This window comes from Streptomyces sp. NBC_01474 (assembly GCF_035918215.1).
GTDB lineage: Bacteria > Actinomycetota > Actinomycetes > Streptomycetales > Streptomycetaceae > Streptomyces > Streptomyces aureus.
Genome location: NZ_CP109449.1, coordinates 8155980 through 8173042, shown reverse-complemented (window position 1 = coordinate 8173042; position 17063 = coordinate 8155980). Strand labels below are relative to the sequence as shown.

16 protein-coding genes are annotated in these 17063 nt (G+C 72.2%); 3 read left to right on the top strand and 13 right to left on the bottom strand.

The genetic code is table 11. The features are described from left to right. Window positions 1-74: 74 nt before the first annotated feature. The 7 genes from pheT to infC all read right to left on the bottom strand — a co-directional run bounded on the left by pheT (window position 75) and on the right by infC (window position 7593). Complete coding sequence (gene pheT, locus OG758_RS37270; protein WP_326713918.1) at window positions 75-2585, bottom strand: phenylalanine--tRNA ligase subunit beta; 2511 nt, start codon at window positions 2583-2585, stop codon at window positions 75-77. Continuing rightward, complete coding sequence (gene pheS, locus OG758_RS37265; protein WP_116503210.1) at window positions 2585-3709, bottom strand: phenylalanine--tRNA ligase subunit alpha; 1125 nt, start codon at window positions 3707-3709, stop codon at window positions 2585-2587. The genes pheT and pheS overlap by 1 nt, the downstream gene beginning before the upstream one ends. 140 nt (window positions 3710-3849) lie before the next feature. Continuing rightward, a complete protein-coding gene (locus OG758_RS37260) occupies window positions 3850-5004 on the bottom strand; it encodes a sensor histidine kinase (RefSeq protein ID WP_326713917.1) in 1155 nt (384 codons plus the stop codon). A 55-nt stretch (window positions 5005-5059) separates the two neighbouring features. Beyond that, entirely contained in the window at window positions 5060-5902 is an 843-nt protein-coding gene (locus OG758_RS37255; protein WP_326713916.1) for a TrmH family RNA methyltransferase, read from the bottom strand. A 172-nt stretch (window positions 5903-6074) separates the two neighbouring features. Next, window positions 6075-6458, bottom strand: coding sequence for a 50S ribosomal protein L20 (gene rplT / locus OG758_RS37250; protein ID WP_266566360.1), 384 nt, complete (start codon window positions 6456-6458; stop codon window positions 6075-6077). A 97-nt stretch (window positions 6459-6555) separates the two neighbouring features. After that, window positions 6556-6750 (bottom strand): 50S ribosomal protein L35, encoded by a 195-nt coding sequence (rpmI, locus tag OG758_RS37245; protein WP_100597076.1) that lies wholly within the window; start codon window positions 6748-6750, stop codon window positions 6556-6558. Between the two features lie 117 nt (window positions 6751-6867). Continuing rightward, on the bottom strand, window positions 6868-7593 hold the full coding sequence (gene infC, locus OG758_RS37240) for a translation initiation factor IF-3 (protein ID WP_100597077.1): 726 nt from the start codon (window positions 7591-7593) through the stop codon (window positions 6868-6870). 349 nt (window positions 7594-7942) lie between these two features. Between infC and OG758_RS37235 the strand changes: the two genes are divergently transcribed. Continuing rightward, on the top strand, window positions 7943-8314 hold the full coding sequence (locus tag OG758_RS37235) for a DUF1844 domain-containing protein (protein WP_326713915.1): 372 nt from the start codon (window positions 7943-7945) through the stop codon (window positions 8312-8314). A gap of 13 nt (window positions 8315-8327) precedes the next feature. On the opposite strand, the gene OG758_RS37230 is transcribed toward OG758_RS37235, so the two are convergent. Beyond that, window positions 8328-9059, bottom strand: coding sequence for an SseB family protein (locus tag OG758_RS37230; protein WP_326713914.1), 732 nt, complete (start codon window positions 9057-9059; stop codon window positions 8328-8330). Window positions 9060-9154: 95 nt separating this feature from the next. On the opposite strand from OG758_RS37230, the gene OG758_RS37225 reads away from it, so the two are divergent. Next, window positions 9155-10087, top strand: coding sequence for a serine hydrolase (locus OG758_RS37225; RefSeq protein ID WP_326713913.1), 933 nt, complete (start codon window positions 9155-9157; stop codon window positions 10085-10087). Between the two features lie 11 nt (window positions 10088-10098). Here OG758_RS37225 and mycP read toward each other — a convergent pair whose 3' ends face one another. Together mycP and OG758_RS37215 are read right to left on the bottom strand one after the other, a co-directional pair. After that, window positions 10099-11268 (bottom strand): type VII secretion-associated serine protease mycosin, encoded by a 1170-nt coding sequence (gene mycP / locus OG758_RS37220; protein ID WP_326713912.1) that lies wholly within the window; start codon window positions 11266-11268, stop codon window positions 10099-10101. Then, window positions 11265-12602 (bottom strand): hypothetical protein, encoded by a 1338-nt coding sequence (locus OG758_RS37215; RefSeq protein ID WP_326713911.1) that lies wholly within the window; start codon window positions 12600-12602, stop codon window positions 11265-11267. The genes mycP and OG758_RS37215 overlap by 4 nt, the downstream gene beginning before the upstream one ends. Window positions 12603-12750: 148 nt before the next feature. Between OG758_RS37215 and OG758_RS37210 the strand changes: the two genes are divergently transcribed. Then, the gene (locus OG758_RS37210; protein ID WP_326713910.1) at window positions 12751-13953 is read left to right on the top strand and encodes an amino acid deaminase/aldolase; all 1203 of its coding nucleotides are present in this window, start codon (window positions 12751-12753) and stop codon (window positions 13951-13953) included. Window positions 13954-13967: 14 nt separating this feature from the next. Here OG758_RS37210 and OG758_RS37205 read toward each other — a convergent pair whose 3' ends face one another. The 3 genes from OG758_RS37205 to OG758_RS37195 are packed head-to-tail and all read right to left on the bottom strand — an operon-like array spanning window position 13968 to window position 17058. Further along, the gene (locus OG758_RS37205) at window positions 13968-14927 is read right to left on the bottom strand and encodes a DUF2510 domain-containing protein (RefSeq protein WP_326713909.1); all 960 of its coding nucleotides are present in this window, start codon (window positions 14925-14927) and stop codon (window positions 13968-13970) included. 28 nt (window positions 14928-14955) lie between these two features. Continuing rightward, window positions 14956-16245 carry a haloacid dehalogenase-like hydrolase gene (locus OG758_RS37200; RefSeq protein ID WP_326713908.1) on the bottom strand — a complete coding sequence of 430 codons (1290 nt, stop codon included), beginning with the start codon at window positions 16243-16245 and terminating at the stop codon, window positions 14956-14958. A gap of 33 nt (window positions 16246-16278) precedes the next feature. Further along, window positions 16279-17058 (bottom strand): 3-oxoacyl-ACP reductase, encoded by a 780-nt coding sequence (locus OG758_RS37195; RefSeq protein WP_326713907.1) that lies wholly within the window; start codon window positions 17056-17058, stop codon window positions 16279-16281. Window positions 17059-17063: the final 5 nt, after the last annotated feature.

The window sequence follows — 17063 nt, the reverse complement described above, 5'->3', positions numbered from 1 at the left end:
CTTCTCACCCGAACGAGTGAGGGGCACCTCCGGTGGTCCGGAGGTGCCCCTCACTGCGTCTCGCTCTGCCGGGATCAGGCCCCGCGCAGCACCGCCCCGGTACGCTCGGCGGCCAGCGCCACCGCCGCGTCGCGGGCCGCGGAGGCCTCGTCGACGGTCAGCGTGCGGTCGGCGGCACGGAAGCGCAGCGCGTAGGCGAGGGACTTGCGGCCCTCACCGAGCTGCTCGCCCGTGAACACGTCGAACAGGCGGAGGGACTCGAGGAGTTCACCCGCCCCCTCGCGCAGCGCCTTCTCCACGTCGGCGGCCGGCACGGAGGCGTCGACGACGAGCGCGACGTCCTGCGTGGCCACGGGGAACGTGGAGATCCGCGGCGCCTGGAGCGCGCCGGTGCCGGCCCGCTCGATCAGGTCGAGGTCGACCTCCATGGCGCAGCTGCGCTCGGGCAGGTGCAGCGCCTTGACGACACGCGGGTGCAGCTCACCGGCGTGGCCGACGAGCGTCTCCGCGCCGTCCACCACGGCGAACAGCGCGGCGCACCGGCCCGGGTGCCAGGGTGCGTGCTGGTCGCCGCGCACGATCAGATCGACACCGGCCTCGCGGGCGATGGTGCGGGCCGCCTCGACGGAGTCCGCCCAGTCGGCCGGCCGGCCCTTGCCCCACCAGCCGGCCTGCTCGCGGGCGCCCGTGAGGACGACCGCTGCGTGGCGCGGCTGACGCGGCAGCGCGGCGTCGAGGCCGGCGATCTCCTCGTCGGTGGGACGCCGGTCGACGGGCAGGCGGACGGCCTGCGGCTCGTCACCGGTCGGCCGGAAGACCAGGCCGGTCTCGAACAGCGCCAGGTCGTGCGAGCCGCGGCCGTCGTTGCGGCGCAGCGCCTCCAGGAGGCCCGGCAGCAGCGTCGTACGGAGCGCGGGCTCCTCGTCGGAGAGCGGGTTGACCAGCTTCACCGTGGTGCGGCGCGGGTCGTCCTGCTCGATGCCGAGCTTGCCGAGCGTCTCGTCGCTGATGAACGGGTAGTTCAGCGCCTCGACGTAACCGGCGCCGGCCAGGGCGCGGCCTGCGCGGCGGTGGAGCCGCTGGCGCTCGGTCAGGCCGCGGCCCGCCGGGGGCCTCGGCAGCGTCGAGGGCAGGTTCTCGTAGCCCTCGAGCCGGATGACCTCTTCGGCCAGGTCGTTCGGCTCGACCAGGTCGGGACGCCACGACGGCACGGTGACCGTCAGGTTGTCCTGGCCGTAGACGTCGCAGCCGACCTGCTGGAGGCGGCGCACCACGGTCTCGCGGCCGTACGTGACACCCGCGACCTTGTCGGGGTGGTCCGCCGGGAGCGTGATGGTGTGCGGCGCGGAGGGCGCGATGACCTCGGTGACGCCGGGGTCGGCGGTGCCGCCCGCCAGGAGCACGAGGAGGTCGACGGTGCGCTGGGCCGCGGCGGACGCGGCCTGCGGGTCGACGCCGCGCTCGAAGCGCTTGGACGCCTCGGAGGACAGCTTGTGGCGGCGCGCGGTGCGGGCGATGGAGACGGGGTCGAAGTGAGCGGCCTCGATGACGACGTCGGTGGTCCCGGCGCCGGCGTCGTGGTCGGCGATCTCCGTGTTGGCTCCGCCCATGACGCCCGCGAGGCCGATGGGGCCGCGGTCGTCGGTGATCACCAGATCCTCGGCGTCGAGCACACGCTTGGCGCCGTCGAGGGTGGTGAACTTCTCGCCCTGCTCGGCCCGGCGCACGCCGATCGCGCCCTGGACGAGGGAGCGGTCGTAGGCGTGCAGGGGCTGGCCCAGCTCCAGCATCACGTAGTTGGTGATGTCGACGGCGAGCGAGATCGGGCGCATGCCCGCCTTCTGCAGCCGGCGCCGGAGCCAGATCGGGGAGCGGGCCTCGGGGTCGAGGCCGGTGACGGTGCGCGCGGTGAAGCGGTCGCAGCCGGCCGGCTCGGAGATCCGGACCGGGTAGCCGTTCGCGTTGGGCCCGGGCACGTCGAGGAGTGCCGGGTCGCGCAGCGGCAGGCCGTACGCGATGGCGGCCTCGCGGGCGACACCGCGCAGGGACAGGCAGTCGCCGCGGTTGGCGGTGACGGCGATGTCGAGAACCTCGTCGACGAGCTGGAGGAGCTCGATCGCGTCGGTGCCGACCTCGTGCTCGGGCGGCAGGACGATGATGCCGCCGGAGCCGTCGTCACCCATGCCCAGCTCGTCGCCGGAGCAGATCATGCCGTGCGAGGTCTTGCCGTACGTCTTGCGCGCGGCGATCGCGAAGTCGCCGGGCAGCACGGCGCCGGGCAGGACCACGACGACCTTGTCGCCGACGGCGAAGTTACGGGCGCCGCAGACGATCTCCTGCGGCTCGCCCGTGCCGTTGGCCCGGCCGACGTCGACGGTGCAGAAGCGGATGGGCTTCTTGAAGCCCTCCAGCTCCTCGACGGTCAGCACCTGACCGACGACGAGGGGGCCCTTGAGGCCGGCGCCGAGCTGCTCGACGGTCTCGACCTCGAGGCCGGTGGCCACGAGCTTCTCCTGCAGGTCACGGCCGGTCTCGGTGGCGGGGAGATCGACGTACTCCCGCAGCCAGGAAAGCGGGATACGCATCAGATCTCCATCCCGAACGGCCGGGTGAACCGGATGTCACCCTCGACCATGTCTCGCATGTCTTCGACGTTGTGGCGGAACATCAGCATCCGCTCGATGCCGAACCCGAAGGCGAATCCGCTGTACTTCTCGGGGTCGATGCCCGCCGCGGTCAGCACCTTGGGGTTGACCATGCCGCAGCCGCCGAGCTCGATCCAGCCCTCGGAGGAGCAGGTGCGGCACGGCCGGTCCGGGTTGCCGACGGACTCGCCGCGGCACACGTAGCAGACCATGTCCATCTCGGCGGACGGCTCGGTGAACGGGAAGAAGTTCGGCCGCAGGCGGGTCTTCATGCCCTCACCGAAGAGCGCCTGGACCATGTGGTCGAGGGTGCCCTTGAGGTCCGACATCGTCAGGCCCTCGTCGACGGCGAGCAGCTCGACCTGCATGAACACCGGAGTGTGCGTGGCGTCCAGCTCGTCGGAGCGGTACACGCGGCCCGGGCAGATCACGTAGACCGGCGGCTCGCGGTCGAGCATGGACCGGATCTGCACGGGGGACGTGTGGGTGCGCAGGACGACGTTCGACTCGGTCTCGCGGCCCTTGGGGCCCTCGACGAAGAACGTGTCCTGCATGCCCCGCGCCGGGTGGTCGGGGCCGATGTTCAGGGCGTCGAAGTTGAACCACTCCGCCTCGACCTCGGGGCCCTCGGCGACCTCGTAGCCCATGGCCACGAAGACGTCCTCGATGCGCTCCGAGAGCGTGGTCAGGGGGTGGCGGGCGCCGGCCGGGGTCCGGTCATAGGGCAGAGTGACGTCCACGGCCTCCTCGACCAGGACGCGCGCGTCGCGCTCGGCCTCGAGCTCCGACTGGCGGGCGGCGAGCGCCTTGCTGACGGCGCCGCGGGCCATGCCGACGCGCTTGCCGGCCTCGGCCTTGGCCTGCGGGGGCAGGGCGCCGATCTCGCGGTTGGCGAGCGACAGGGGCGAGGTGCCGCCGGTGTGGGCGACCTTGGCCTCCTGGAGCGCGCCGAGGGAGTCCGCGGCCGCGAAAGCGGCGAGCGCCTCGTCCCGCATGCGCTCGATCTCTTCCGGTTTCAAGGCCTCGACCTCAACAGGGTCGTACGACTTATTCGGTGCCGACATCTCTTCCCGTGCTTCCGGTTGGTTTGGCGGATGGTCCCCGTCCACGACTCGGAGACGATTCGTCTCAGGATTGGGACGCAAAGTGCCAAAGACCGAGTCTAACGGGGGTGAGGTGTGCCGAGGTGCCCGTGGGGGCCCGCTCAGGCGTTCAGATACGCCGGGGCCCCCACGGGCAACGTAAATCGGAACTGGGCGCCGCCGCCGAGCGCGCGGCCGACCGTGATGGTCCCGCCGTGGGCCTCGACGATGCCCTTGACGATGTACAGGCCGAGTCCGGTGCCGCCGCGCTTGCTGCCCCGCCAGAAGCGGGTGAAGACGCGGTTCATGGACTCCTCCGGGATACCGGGCCCCTCGTCGCTCACGGTGACCGACGTGCCGGCGCACTCCCGCTCGCGGGGTGATGCCGAGGGCATGACGTCGATGGTGACCGTTCCCTCGCCGTGGCGCACGGCATTTTCCAGGAGGTTGCTGAGCACCTGGTCGATCTTGTCCGGGTCGGCCCAGAGGTCGGGCAGGGGCTGTTCCACCCGGACGAGGAAGCGGTCGGCCGGCTGTCCTGAGGCGACGTGGGCCTGGACGTGGCGGGCCACGGCGGCGCCGATGTCGACGGGCTGGCGGCGCACTTCGAGGCGGCCGGAGTCGATGCGGGAGATGTCGAGGAGCTCGGCGATGAGCCGCGTGACGCGGTTCGCGTCGGCGTCGACGGTCTCCAGCATCAGCTTCTTCTGGTCGTCGGTGAACCGCTCCCACTTCGCGAGCAAGGTCGCGGTGAAGCCCTTCACCGAGGTGAGGGGCGAGCGCAGCTCGTGGGCGACGGTCGCGATCAGCTCTGCGTGGCTGCGCTCGGTGCGGCGGCGGGCCTCGGTGTCACGGATGGAGACGACGACGCGGCGGACGGGGCCCGTGGGCGCGGTGCGGACATAGCGCGCGGAGACGAGGACCTCTCGCCCGCCGGGCAGCAGCAGATTGCGCTCGGGCTGCGCGAAGCGGGTGGCGAGGCCGCCGTACGGGTCGGTCAGCTGCCACCAGCGGCGGCCTTCGAGGTCCTCCAAGGGGAGCGCCCGCTCCAGGGGGTGGCCGAGGGCGTCGGCGGCGGGGACGGCCGTGATGCGGACGGCCGCCGCGTTGAAGCAGATGACGTGCCCGGTCTCGTCGGCGACGACGAGTCCGTCGGGCAGATCGTCCGGGTGGAGGCCGCCGTCGGCGAGGGTGGTGAGGTCGTCGGGGCCGCATCGGGGCGCGGGCCGGCGCAGGGTGTCCCGTGCCCCCGGTGCTCTGCTCGTGCCGACGCTCATATCCCCGTATCCCACCTCTCGGAAGGGCGCTGTGACCTCCGAGCTCGCCACACTACTAGCTGGGGGTGACGGAGCGGCACCCTCCGGGGGCTCGCTGTGCGCGCGCGGAGGCGTACAGGCAGACGGCGGCGGCCGTGGCGAGGTTCAGGCTCTCGGCCTTGCCGTGGATCGGGACCCGTACGACGGCGTCGGCGAGCTCGCGGGTCTCCTCGGGGAGCCCCCATGCCTCGTTGCCGAAGATCCAGGCGGTGGGGGTGCCCATGGTGCCGCGGTCGAGCTCGGTGTCGAGGTCGTGCTCCCCCGCGCCGTCGGCGGCGAGGATGCGTACGCCCGCGTCCTTGAGCCCCTGCACGGCCCGCTCCACGGGTACGCCGACGGCGACCGGCAGGTGGAACAGCGAACCGACGGACGCCCGCACCGACTTGGGGTTGTACAGGTCGACGGACGCGTCGGTCAGGACGACGGCGTCGGCGCCCGCGGCGTCGGCGCAGCGCAGGACGGTGCCGGCGTTGCCGGGGTCGCGGACGTTGGCGAGGACCGCGACGAGCTTGGGGCGGGCGGCGAGGACGTCCTCGAACGAGGTGTCCAGGAAGCGGCAGACCCCGACGAGGCCCTGTGGGGTGACGGTCGTCGAGATGTCGGCGATGACGTCCTCGTCGGCGAGGTGCACCCGTGCGCCGGCGCCGCGGGCCTCCGCGACGATGTCGGTGTAGCGCTCGGCGGCGTCGAGGGTGGCGAACAGCTCGACGAGGGTGTCCGCGTGCCCGGCGGCCTCCCGCACGGCCTGCGGCCCCTCGGCCAGGAACAGCCGTTCCTTGCCCCGGAAGTTCCGCTTGGCAAGCCGTCGCGCGGCACTGACGCGGGACGACTTGGGGGAGATCAACTCGGGGCCGACCATGAACTCACCTTCGGGGGGCAGAAGTTGAACAGGGGCGGGGCAACGCGCCCCGAAAGGGGCACGGGGAACTGCGCGAACAACCCCCATCACCCCGCAACCGACAACGGACGCACTCGGACCCGCAAGCCAAGTGACTTGCGGGTCCGAGGAGCATCCGGCTGAAAGCGGAGCGTCACGCAGCCTTGGGCGCGTTCACGTCGGCCGGAAGGGCCTTCTGCGCAACCTCGACGAGCGCGGCGAACGCGTTCGGGTCGTTGACGGCCAGCTCGGCGAGGATCTTGCGGTCCACCTCGATGTTGGCGGCGTTCAGACCCTGGATGAGGCGGTTGTACGTCATGCCGTTCTCGCGGGCAGCGGCGTTGATGCGCTGGATCCACAGACGGCGGAAGTCGCCCTTGCGCTTCTTGCGGTCGTTGTAGTTGTAGACCAGGGAGTGAGTGACCTGCTCCTTGGCCTTGCGGTACAGGCGCGAGCGCTGACCGCGGTAACCCTTGGCGGCCTCGAGGACTGCCCTGCGCTTCTTGTGGGCGTTCACTGCCCGCTTGACGCGTGCCACTTGTTAACTCCTTGTAGCGGGGCCGTGGTTGAACTCACACGACCCGAAAACGAATTGGTCCCGGTCCGAACTCCGGCGCGCTGGTGCGCGCCTGAACTCACTTGCCGAGAAGCTTCTTGATCTTCTTGGCGTCGCCCGGGGCCAGCTCGACCGTGCCGGTGAGGCGGCGCGTCACGCGGGACGACTTGTGCTCGAGCAGGTGGCGCTTGCCGGCGCGCTCACGGAGCACCTTGCCGGAGCCGGTGATCTTGAAGCGCTTGCTGGCACCGCTGTGCGTCTTGTTCTTCGGCATAGCGCCGTTCTCTCCTCGTCAGTGGCGTTCCCTGCCGGTCCGGGGGTGCGGACCGGCATGCGGAACGTCCAGATGTATCGGTTGGCATCCGGTCCGTACGGGCTGTACGTGGCCGGATCAGGCCTCGGCGGAAGCCTCGGCCGTGGCCTCTTCGGCCGGGGCTTCGTCGGTCGCCTCGGCCGGGGCCTCGGACTCCGACTCCGCGGCGTCGTCGCTCGCCCGCTGCGTGCGGCCGTGCGTCGGCAGAGCCTTCTGCTCGGCCTTGCGGGCCTCCTGGGCCTCGCGGGCCTCGGCCATGGCCTCGGTCTTCTTCTTGTGCGGACCGAGAACCATGATCATGTTTCGGCCGTCCTGCTTCGGGTTCGACTCGATGAACCCGAGGTCCTCGACGTCCGAAGCGAGACGCTGCAGCAGTCGGAAACCCAGCTCGGGGCGGGACTGCTCGCGACCACGGAACATGATCGTGATCTTGACCTTGTCGCCCGCCTTGAGGAACCGGACGACATGACCCTTCTTGGTGTCATAGTCGTGCGGGTCGATCTTCGGCCGGAGCTTCATCTCCTTGATGACCGTGTGCGCCTGGTTCTTGCGCGCTTCACGGGCCTTCATGGCCGACTCGTACTTGAACTTGCCGTAGTCCATGAGCTTGCAGACGGGCGGACGGGCTGTCGCCGCCACCTCGACGAGGTCGAGGTCGTACTCCTGAGCAAGCTCAAGGGCCTTGGCAAGCGGAACAATCCCGACCTGCTCGCCGCTGGGACCGACAAGTCGCACTTCGGGAACGCGAATCCGGTCGTTGATGCGGGGCTCGGCGCTGATGGATCCTCCTCGGTAGCACCACACGACGGTCTGGCGGACCGCCGCGTAACGTCTGTTTCGTAGTACCAACCGCGCCGAAACACAAAAAATGCCCCGGACGGTACACAGGCGGGGCTCCAATGACTACCGGAGCACCGACGCGTGTGACCGCGGGGCGCACATCGGACGACTCCATCGTCCGTACGGAACGATGGGGGCCGTCTGACCGGTGACCCGCCGCCCCTGAGGAGCAGCAAGGTGGGAGATCGGAGCCTCCACTTGTGGGCCGGTCACTCAAGCCAGTGGCATGCGTGTCCGGCCGGTCGTTACACAAGGTTAGCAGCTCTCGGGGGGTGGGCCCAACCGAGTGCGCGGGCGGCATATCGTGGGGCACATGAATGACGCCACCCCCGCCGCCGAAAACGCCGAAAACACTGATTACGACGCCCTGACCCGGGACATCGCCGAGGTCCCCGCCGTCGAGGTGATCGTGACGGTCGCGGTCAACCTGATGAGCGCCGCCGCGGTGAAGCTCGGCCTCACCGAGGAGGGCGAAGCCCACAAGGACCTCGACGAGGCCCGCAAGCTCGTGCACGCCCTCGCCGGCCTGCTCGACGCGAGCACGACCGAGATCAGCTCGTTCCACGCGGCGCCGCTGCGCGACGGTCTGAAGTCCCTGCAGCTGGCGTTCCGCGAGGCGTCCTTCGTGCCGGACGAGCCGGGCCAGGGCCCCGGCGAGAAGTACACGGGCCCGGTCTACGGCTGATCGTCCCGGTAGTTCACGCGCGTACGTAGAGGGGCTCGCCGGGTGGCGTGGTCCCGGCCGGCAGGAGTGCCAGGTCGAGGCCCCGCACCAGGCGGGCCCTCAGTGTTTCGTCGGCGGCGATGCGCCCGGCGACGGCGCGGGCGGTCTCGGCGGGGGCGGCCGACGGGTCGAGGACGAGCGCGAGGATCCCGTCGGCGCTGCCCGGGCCCAGGTGGGCGCGCAGGACCCCGGGCTCGGCGGCGACGGCGGCGCGGACCGCCTCCGTGACGGCCGGGTCGGCGAGGGGCTCGACGGTGGTGCGGCCCTCGTTCGCGGCACGCAGGGCGGCACCGCTGAGCTCGTACGCGACCGGGCCCGCGAGGTCGATGACGACGGTGTCGGCCTGCTCGTGCGCGGCGGCCTGGAGCGCCTGGTGCAGGGGTACGGCGACGGGGCGCGCCTCGGGGTCCCACAGGGCGAGGGCCGCGGTTGAGGTGAACGCGGGCAGGGCCTTGCGGTCGCCCGCCGTGAGGGTGGGTACGGCCATGTCGCTGGTCTTCTCGCGGCGCAGCCCGTTCTCGTCCTCCTCCACCTCGCCGAGTACGGCGACGACGGGGACGAGGAGCCGGGCTTCCTTGAGTGCCGCGAGGACGGGGCCGTGCGCTGTGCGGTCCTCGGCCCACGCCGCGAGGGCCGCGCTCAGACGCGGGTCCGCGGAGCCGTCGTCGTCGGAGAAGCCGGGGTCGGGAATGTTCTTGTTCGCCACGTTCACCGACCCTACCGACCCGGCGGCGCGATCTTCTCAGCGGACCCAGAGCCTGGTCTCACGGTGCGCACAGGACGGGCGCCGAGCATCCGGGCATGCACCGGAACGGACTCGCGGCGTGGGCCGCCCTACTCACGGGAACGCTCGTGGGGACCCTCATAGGCTGCTCGCCGGGCGGGGCGGGGCAGACGGTTCCGGTCGCCGCCACGGCGTCAGCGCCCTCTTCCGGGGAGGCGTCCGCATCCGCACCCGACGAGGAGGTCTCCGTGGACCGTGACGACGCGCTCGCCAAGGCGCTGAAGCCCCTGCTTCCGGACGGTGACGCGCGGGTCTCCGTGGCGGTGGCCGCGCTGGACGGGGCGACGGACGGCGCCGTGTACGACGGCACGTCCGCGTTCGACACCGCGAGCATCGTCAAGGTCGACATCCTCGCGGCACTGCTGCTGCGGGCGCAGGACGCGGGGCGGGCACTGACCCCGCAGGAGCGCGTGTACGCGACGGCGATGATCGAGAACAGTGACAACGCGTCCGCGACGGCCCTGTGGGAAGCGATCGGCGGCGCGGACGGGCTCGACGCGGCGAACCTGACGCTGGGACTGACCGGGACGAGGGCGGGCGCCGGCGGCGAGTGGGGTCTGACGCAGACGACGGCGGAGGATCAACTGACGCTGCTGCGGGCCGTGTTCGGCACGGAGAGCGCGGAGGACGCGGAGGGCGCGGAGAGCGCGGACTCGGGGCTGAGCGAGGCGTCGCGCGCGTACGTCGCCGGGCTGATGGAGCGGATCGCGTCGGATCAGCGGTGGGGTGTGTCCGCGGCGGCCGACTCCGCGTCCGTGTGTGCGCTGAAGAACGGGTGGCTGCCGCGCAGCGCTACCGGGCTGTGGGACATCAACAGCGTCGGGCGGGTGTCCGTGGGCGGGAAGCGGTATCTGGTCTCGGTGCTCTCCGACGGCAATACGACCAAGGAGGCGGGGGTGGCGCTGGTGGAGGGGGCCGCGAAGGCGGCCGTCGCCGTGCTCACCGGCTGAGGCCCAGCAGGTCAGCGGACCGTGCGACGCCCGCGCCACAGATAGACGGCGGCCGCGAGGAGCACGACGCCGAGGCCTCCCGCGACGGGGCCCGCCCAGCCGGTTGAGGCGTCGCCGTCGGGGGTGTCGGGTCCCGTGCCGAAGAACTTCTCCGAGTACGTGGTCGAGCGCAGGCCCTCGGGCTTGAGGGAGTCGCCCTTGCGGATCGCGGCCTCCGGGTCGACGAAGCCGAAGCCGAGGGAGTCGTCGCGGCCGCCCGAGGGGGCGTCGCGGGCGGTGTCCTCGAGGAGCTGCTTGATCTGCGCGGGCGTGAGCCCCGGGTAGGCGGCGCGGACCAGCGCGACGGCGCCGGAGACGAAGGCGGAGGCGGCGCTGGTGCCCCAGCCCGAGTAGTACGTGCGGTCGGGGTCGGCGATCGCGATGGCGTTGCCGGGGGCGCTGACGGTGGCGTACCAGCGGCGGGTGGAGAAGGGGGCGCGGTGGAGGTAGCGGTCGACGGCGGTGGCCGTGATCACTCCGGGGTACGCGGCCGGGTAGGAGATGTGGTCGCCCTTCTTGCCGCCGTTGCCCGCGGAGGCGACGACGACGGAGCCCTTCTTCAGGGCGTACTGGACGGCGGCGTCCTCGGTGGCTTCCGGGTGGGCGGTGGCCGAGTCGTCGCCGAGGGAGAGGTTGATGACGTCGGCGCCGTGGTCGGCGGCCCAGCGGATGCCGTCGGCGAGTGCGCTGCCCCGGCTGGAGCGGGCTTCCTTGCGGGCCGGGTCACCGTCCTCCAGGATCACGCGGACGGGCAGGATCTTCGCCTCGGGGGCGACGCCGAGTACGCCGTCGTCGCCGCCGGGGCCGTGGCCGTGACCGGCGATGATCCCGGCCATGGCGGTGCCGTGCCGGGCCCAGGAGCGGTCGCCCCGCTTGGCTCCGAAGCCGACGAAGTCCTTGGCGGGCAGGACGTTGCCCTTGAGGTCGGGGTGGGTGTCGTCCACACCGGTGTCGAGGACGGCGACCGTGATGCCCTTGCCCTTGGTCGTGCGCCAGGCCTGCTCCGTGTGCATGGCGTCCAGGCCCCACTGCTGGGCGCGGATGGAGTCGGCGTGGGCGGTGGTCGACGGGAGCAGCGCGAGGGCCGCGGCGGCCGTGAGCGCGGTGGCGGCGTTCCGCCAGGCGGCGGCCGTGCGGGTCATGACGGCTCCTCGGTGGCCTTGGCGACGGCGGCGCGCAGGCTTCGTTCGACGCGGTCGGCGATGCCCTGTGCCTCGTAGCCGAGCCCTGCCTGCGCGGGGGTCGTGACGCTGCCGGACTTCATGGCCTCGGCGGCGGGCTGCGGGTCGGTGACGGTACGGGCGTCGGCGAAGCCGGAGACGGCGTAGGCGACGACGGGGGCGTCGGTGAGGACGGAGATGGTCCAGGAGGCGCGCTGGGCGTCGCCGAACCCGGCGGCGAGGGTGCCCTTGGCCGCGTACGGGTGGGGCATGAGGTCGTTCCTGCGGTCGAGGCCGTCCTCGGTGAACCGGGTGCGCAGCGCCTTCATGGCCTCGGTGTCCGCCTTGGTGAACAGCAGGCCGACGGTGGTGACATGGCTGCGGGTGGCGTCGGTGTAGGTGGCGCGCAGGAGGCGCAGGCAGCCGGCGGGCGCGAGCGCCTTTTGCAGCAGCGGGTCGAAGGCGTTGTCGCAGGTGCTGTCGGGGGCGACGGCGATGCGTGTCCAGGTGCGGTCGGCGCCGCCGGGTCCCGCTCCGTCGCCCTTGATGACGGGCGGGAAGATCCGGTCGACGGGGACGCTGTGCCAGAGGGTTCCGGCGGCGGCGTACGAGCTCGGCGAGCCGATGCTGCCGCCGCTGTCGCCGGTCAGCCAACTCCCGGTCGCCGCGCCGCCGATGAGGCCGAGCCCGAGCACGGCGCACGCCGCGGCGGTCGCGACGCGGGGCCGTATCCGGGAGCCGATGGGGCGCAGGCGGGTGGTGCTGTCGTCGTACGAGGCGGGGCGGGCGAAGAACACGAAGGGGCGGCCGGCGCCGGGTCCCGGGGTGAGATCGACGGCTCCGACCGGGCGCCTCCCGACGGGGGGCTCGCCCGGGACGCGTGGGGGCGCGGCGGGGCGAGGGACGGTGGCGTGCGGTTCGCCGGGGCCGCGCGGCGGCGTGGCGGGGTGGCGCGGGGCTGCCGCGGGGGGTGTGGCGGGCGGGGGCGGGCCGTCGGGGCTCTGCACGGCGGTGTCCCTGATCGGGCGCAGCCGGGTCGTGGTCTCCGTCGGGCGCTCGGGCGGCAGGGGGCCGGCCCCGGGGCGCGTGGCGGGCGCCGGCCGGTCGGACGCGGGCGCGCCCGGCACGGGCGGGGTGTCCGGGAAGCGGGCCGAGGCCGGGGGCGGCGGAGGCGTGTGGTCCGCCGCCAGGGTGTGCGCGGGGCGCGGGGGTATGGACGCGTCCGGGCCGGCGGAGGCATCGGCCAACTCGTCGCGCGGCGTGGGCGGCTGGGAGGGGCGCGGCGGGATCGGCGCGCGGCGCGCTTGCGTGCTCATGCCTCCCCGTTTCCGTCCCGTTCTCGTCCTGCGTGCGCGTCACTCTACGGGCTGACGCGGCCTCGCAGGGAACCCGTATCGCAGGTCAGGACGATCTGCCCGGATCCTCCCCCTACCCCGCGGTAATCGTGTCTGGCAGGCTTCGGCCATGACACCCCGCGCAGCCGACAGGGCCCGCTACGACCGGGCCACCGCTCATCTCGACGCCCCGGTCGCGATCGTCGATCTGGACGCGTTCGACGCCAACGCGGACGACCTGGTGAGGCGGGCGGGCGGAAAGCCGATCCGCGTCGCGAGCAAGTCGGTGCGCTGCCGGGCCCTTCTCGAACGGGTGCTGGCCAGGGACGGTTTCGCCGGGATCATGTCGTTCACGCTCGCGGAGTCCCTGTGGCTGGCGCGGTCCGGTTTCGAGGACGTGCTGCTCGCGTATCCGTCGGCGGACCGGGCCGCTTTCGCGGAGCTCGCGCACGACCCGAAGCTGGCGGCGGCGGTCACGGTGATGGTCGACGACCCGGCCCAGCTGCGGCTGATGGACGACGCGCGGGACGGCGGGCGCGAGGAGATCAGGGTCTGTCTGGAACTGGACACCTCGTGGCAGGTGCTCGGCGGCCGCGTGCGGGTCGGCGCCCGCCGCTCCCCGCTCCGCTCCCCCGCCCAAGTCGCCGACATGGCACGCTCCGTGGCCCGGCGGCCGGGGTTCCGGCTCGTGGGCCTGATGGCGTACGAGGGTCATGTCGCGGGAGTCGGGGACGCGGTCGCGGGGCAGCCGGTACGGTCGCGGGCGATCCGGCTGATGCAGGCGGCGGCCCGCAAGGAGCTCGCGGTCAGGCGGGCCGAAGTGGTGCGCGCGGTACGGACGGTGGCGCCGGACCTGGAGTTCGTGAACGGCGGTGGCACGGGCAGCGTGCAGCACACCGCGGCCGAGCGCGCGGTGACCGAGATCGCGGCGGGGTCCGGTCTCTATGTGCCGCGCCTGTTCGACAACTACACGTCGTTCACGGGCCGGCCCGCCGCCCTGTTCGCGCAGCCCGTGGTGCGCAGGCCGGGCGTCGGGGTCGTGACCGTGCTCGGCGGCGGTTATCCGGCGTCGGGCGCACCGGGAGCCGACCGGCTGCCGGTCCCCTATCTCCCGGAGGGCCTGCGCTACGACCCGCAGGAGGGTCCGGGCGAGGTGCAGACACCACTGCTCGGGGCGCCCGCCGACGATCTGCTGATCGGCGACAAGGTGTGGTTCCGGCACGCGAAGGCCGGCGAGTTGTGCGAGCGGTTCGACGTGCTGCGCCTGGTGGAGGGCGACACGGTGACGGCGACCGCGCCGACCTACCGCGGCGAGGGCTACACGTTCCTCTGAGGACCCTGAAGACGCTAAGGCGTGACGGTGGGGCCGATGCTGCTGCCCACGCCGCCGTCCGACCCGCTGTCCCCGGCCGCCTTGATGCCCTTGACGATGCGGTCCATGTCGGAGAGCGGCGGCGCATCTTTGCCTGCGTCGACGGTGATGCGGACGGTCACCAGGGACTCGGAGCCGACGCTGGAGGGGAAGACGACGGACTGGACGTAACCGCCGGGCCCCTTCGCGGTCTTCACCTTCCAGCGGACGAGGTAGCCGGCGCGCCCGGCGACCGCGGTCTGGCGGGCGGCGATCTGCTGGTGCGACTCGATGCCGCCGAAGGGCTGCTGGTTGATGCCGTTCTTGTCGTACGAGGCGTTCGCGGCGTCCTTGATATCCCGTTTGGCGATGACTTCGGGTGAGGTCTCGTCGGTCCCGGTGACGGTGCGGGAGACGACGGTGCCGTGCCGGCACAGACCCGAGTCGCCGGGGCAGTCGTAGGTGCGCGGGGTGGTGATCAGCATGTCGTCGTCGACGACGTTCTCGGCCTTCTGCCAGCCGTCGAGGACGGGGAGCGTGATGCCGTCGAGCTGGTCGACGGCGGTGGACGCGTCCTCGGTGGGGGTGGGCTCGGCGCTGCTCGCGGTGGCGGTCGGGTCCTTGGGCGTCGGGGCGCTCGTGGTGGGTGCCGTGCGGGTGTGGGGGCCGTCGCCGCCGCGGCCGAGCAGTACGGCGCCGGTGGCGACGGAGGCGACGAGCACGATGCCGGCGGCGGCCAGGGCGATGGTTCTGGCGCGGCGGCCCGGTGCGGCGGGCGGGCGCTGCGGGCCCATGGCCGGGAGCGGGGGCTCGACGGGCGGCCCGAAAGCCTGTGGCGCGGCCGGGGTGTTCTGCGGCTGCCGCCGGTGCTCGGTCCACGCGGCCCCGTCCCACCAGCGCTCGATGGGCGGGGCCGTGGGGTCCGGGTACCAGCCGGGCGGGGGCGTCATGCTCATCCCGGCACTCTAAATTGCGCGGGGAAGGTCAGTACACCGAGTCCGCCTGGTCGGGCACGACGGAGCCGTCCGGGCGCAGGACCGGGCCGAAGCCGCCCTCGGGCCTGTTGTACGCGGCCGTGGAGCAGGGGTAGTTGCCGGACTTGCGCGGGAGCGGTTCGATGAACATGGGGTTCACGACCCAGCGCCCGTCGGTGTTGTCGTAGGCGCGGCACATCACCTCGTTCTTGTTGCGGTTGAGCACGAGGTGCGCGCCGGTGGCGTCGCCGACGAAGGTGACGTCGGTGTCGGCGTCACCGCCGCCGAGGGCGATGCGCTTGCTCCAACGCTGCTTCTCCCAGGCAGACTTGCCCTTGATGTGGAAGATGTCCTGATCGATCCAGCAGCGCTTGCCGTCGATGTAGGGGATGGCCTCGCCCTGGGTGCGTCCGACCCCGCCGCAGCCTTCGTTGTACGTGGTGATGCGGCCCTTGCTGTCGAGGACGGAGCGGATGGCGATGGTGTGGGCGCGGTCGATGCCGACGCCGCCCCTGCCGCTCGACCACACCTCGGTCACGGGCTCGGACCCGGCCGACACGATGTAGACGTCGAACCCGGCCTTCTGCAGCGTGCGGATGAGGTCGCGCTGCTGCTCGTAGTAGCGGACGTACCCGGGGATGGTGTGCGTGCCGAGCGTCTGGGTCGAGCCGACGGGTGCGGCCAGCGCCTCGCGGCGGGCCTGGGCGGCGTACGACTCCAGTTCGGGGACGGTGTGTCCGGCGAACAGCTGCGGCACCCAGGCGTACTGGGGCACGGTGCGGCGGTGGTTCCACTCACCGGCGAAGGCGGCGGCGCCGCTCATGGTCTTGCCGGACTCGCGGATGTTGAAGATCTCGTCGGTGCAGTCGGTGTCGGTGGAGGTCGGCAGCGGCGCACCGACGGGTACGGCGGTGCCGCAGGCGGCGGTCAGGGCCTTGTCGGCGTCGTCGGTCAGCCACTTGCTGGTCTTCTTCCAGCTCGCGGGCCGCAGGATCTTGTCGTGCTTGAGCGACCAGGCGATCGTCGCGTCGGTGACGTCGTTCTTGGAGACGGTGTTGTCCCAGTCGAACGCGGCGACGGGCCGGGGCCCGTGGTGGCCGGAGCAGGTCCCGCGCTCGTCGATCACGCGCTGGAGCCGGGCCCGGTTCTGGCCGTACCACGACAGCTTCTTCGAGAGCTGCGGGCAGGCCCGGTCGGTGGTGGGAGCGGACGTGGCGGCGGCCGCAGGAGAGACGAGAGCCGTGGCCACCAGGACGGTGACCACGGCTGAAGTCCACGCGGCAACATCTCTGTTACGCATGCCTGGGGACCGTACACCTACATGACGCGTCCCCTACAGAGGCGTGACGTACGCCCCCGAGATGCCGCCGTCGACGAGGAAGTCGGTGGCGTTCACGAACGAGGAGTCGTCGCTCGCGAGGAAGGCCACCGCGGCGGCGATCTCGTCGGCGTCCGCGAAGCGGCCGACCGGGATGTGCACGAGGCGGCGCGCGGCGCGCTCGGGGTCCTTGGCGAACAGCTCTTGCAGGAGCGGGGTGTTGACCGGGCCCGGGCACAGGGCGTTGACCCTGATGCCCTCGCGGGCGAACTGCACGCCGAGCTCGCGCGACATGGCGAGGACGCCGCCCTTGGAGGCCGTGTACGAGATCTGGGAGGTCGCCGCGCCCATCCGAGCCACGAACGAGGCGGTGTTGATGATGGAGCCCCTGCCCTGCTGCCGCATGTAGGGGATGGCGGCCTTGCAGCACAGGAAGACGGAGGTGAGGTTGACCTCCTGGACGCGCTTCCAGGCCTCCAGGCCCGTGTCCAGGATGGAGTCGTCGTCGGGGGGCGAGATCCCGGCGTTGTTGAAGGCGATGTCGACCGAGCCGTAGGTGTCGTACGCGGTCTTGAAGAGGGCCTCGACCTGTCCGGCGTCGGTGACGTCGACCTGGACGAAGGTGCCGCCGACCTCCTCGGCGGCCTTCTTGCCGGCGCTCTCGTCGATGTCGGCGCAGACCACGTTCGCGCCCTCGGAGGCGAGGCGGCGGGCGGTGGCGAGGCCGATGCCGCTGCCGGCTCCGGTGATGACGGCGGTGCGGCCGGTGAGGCGGCGGCAGATGATGTCGGTCATGGTGC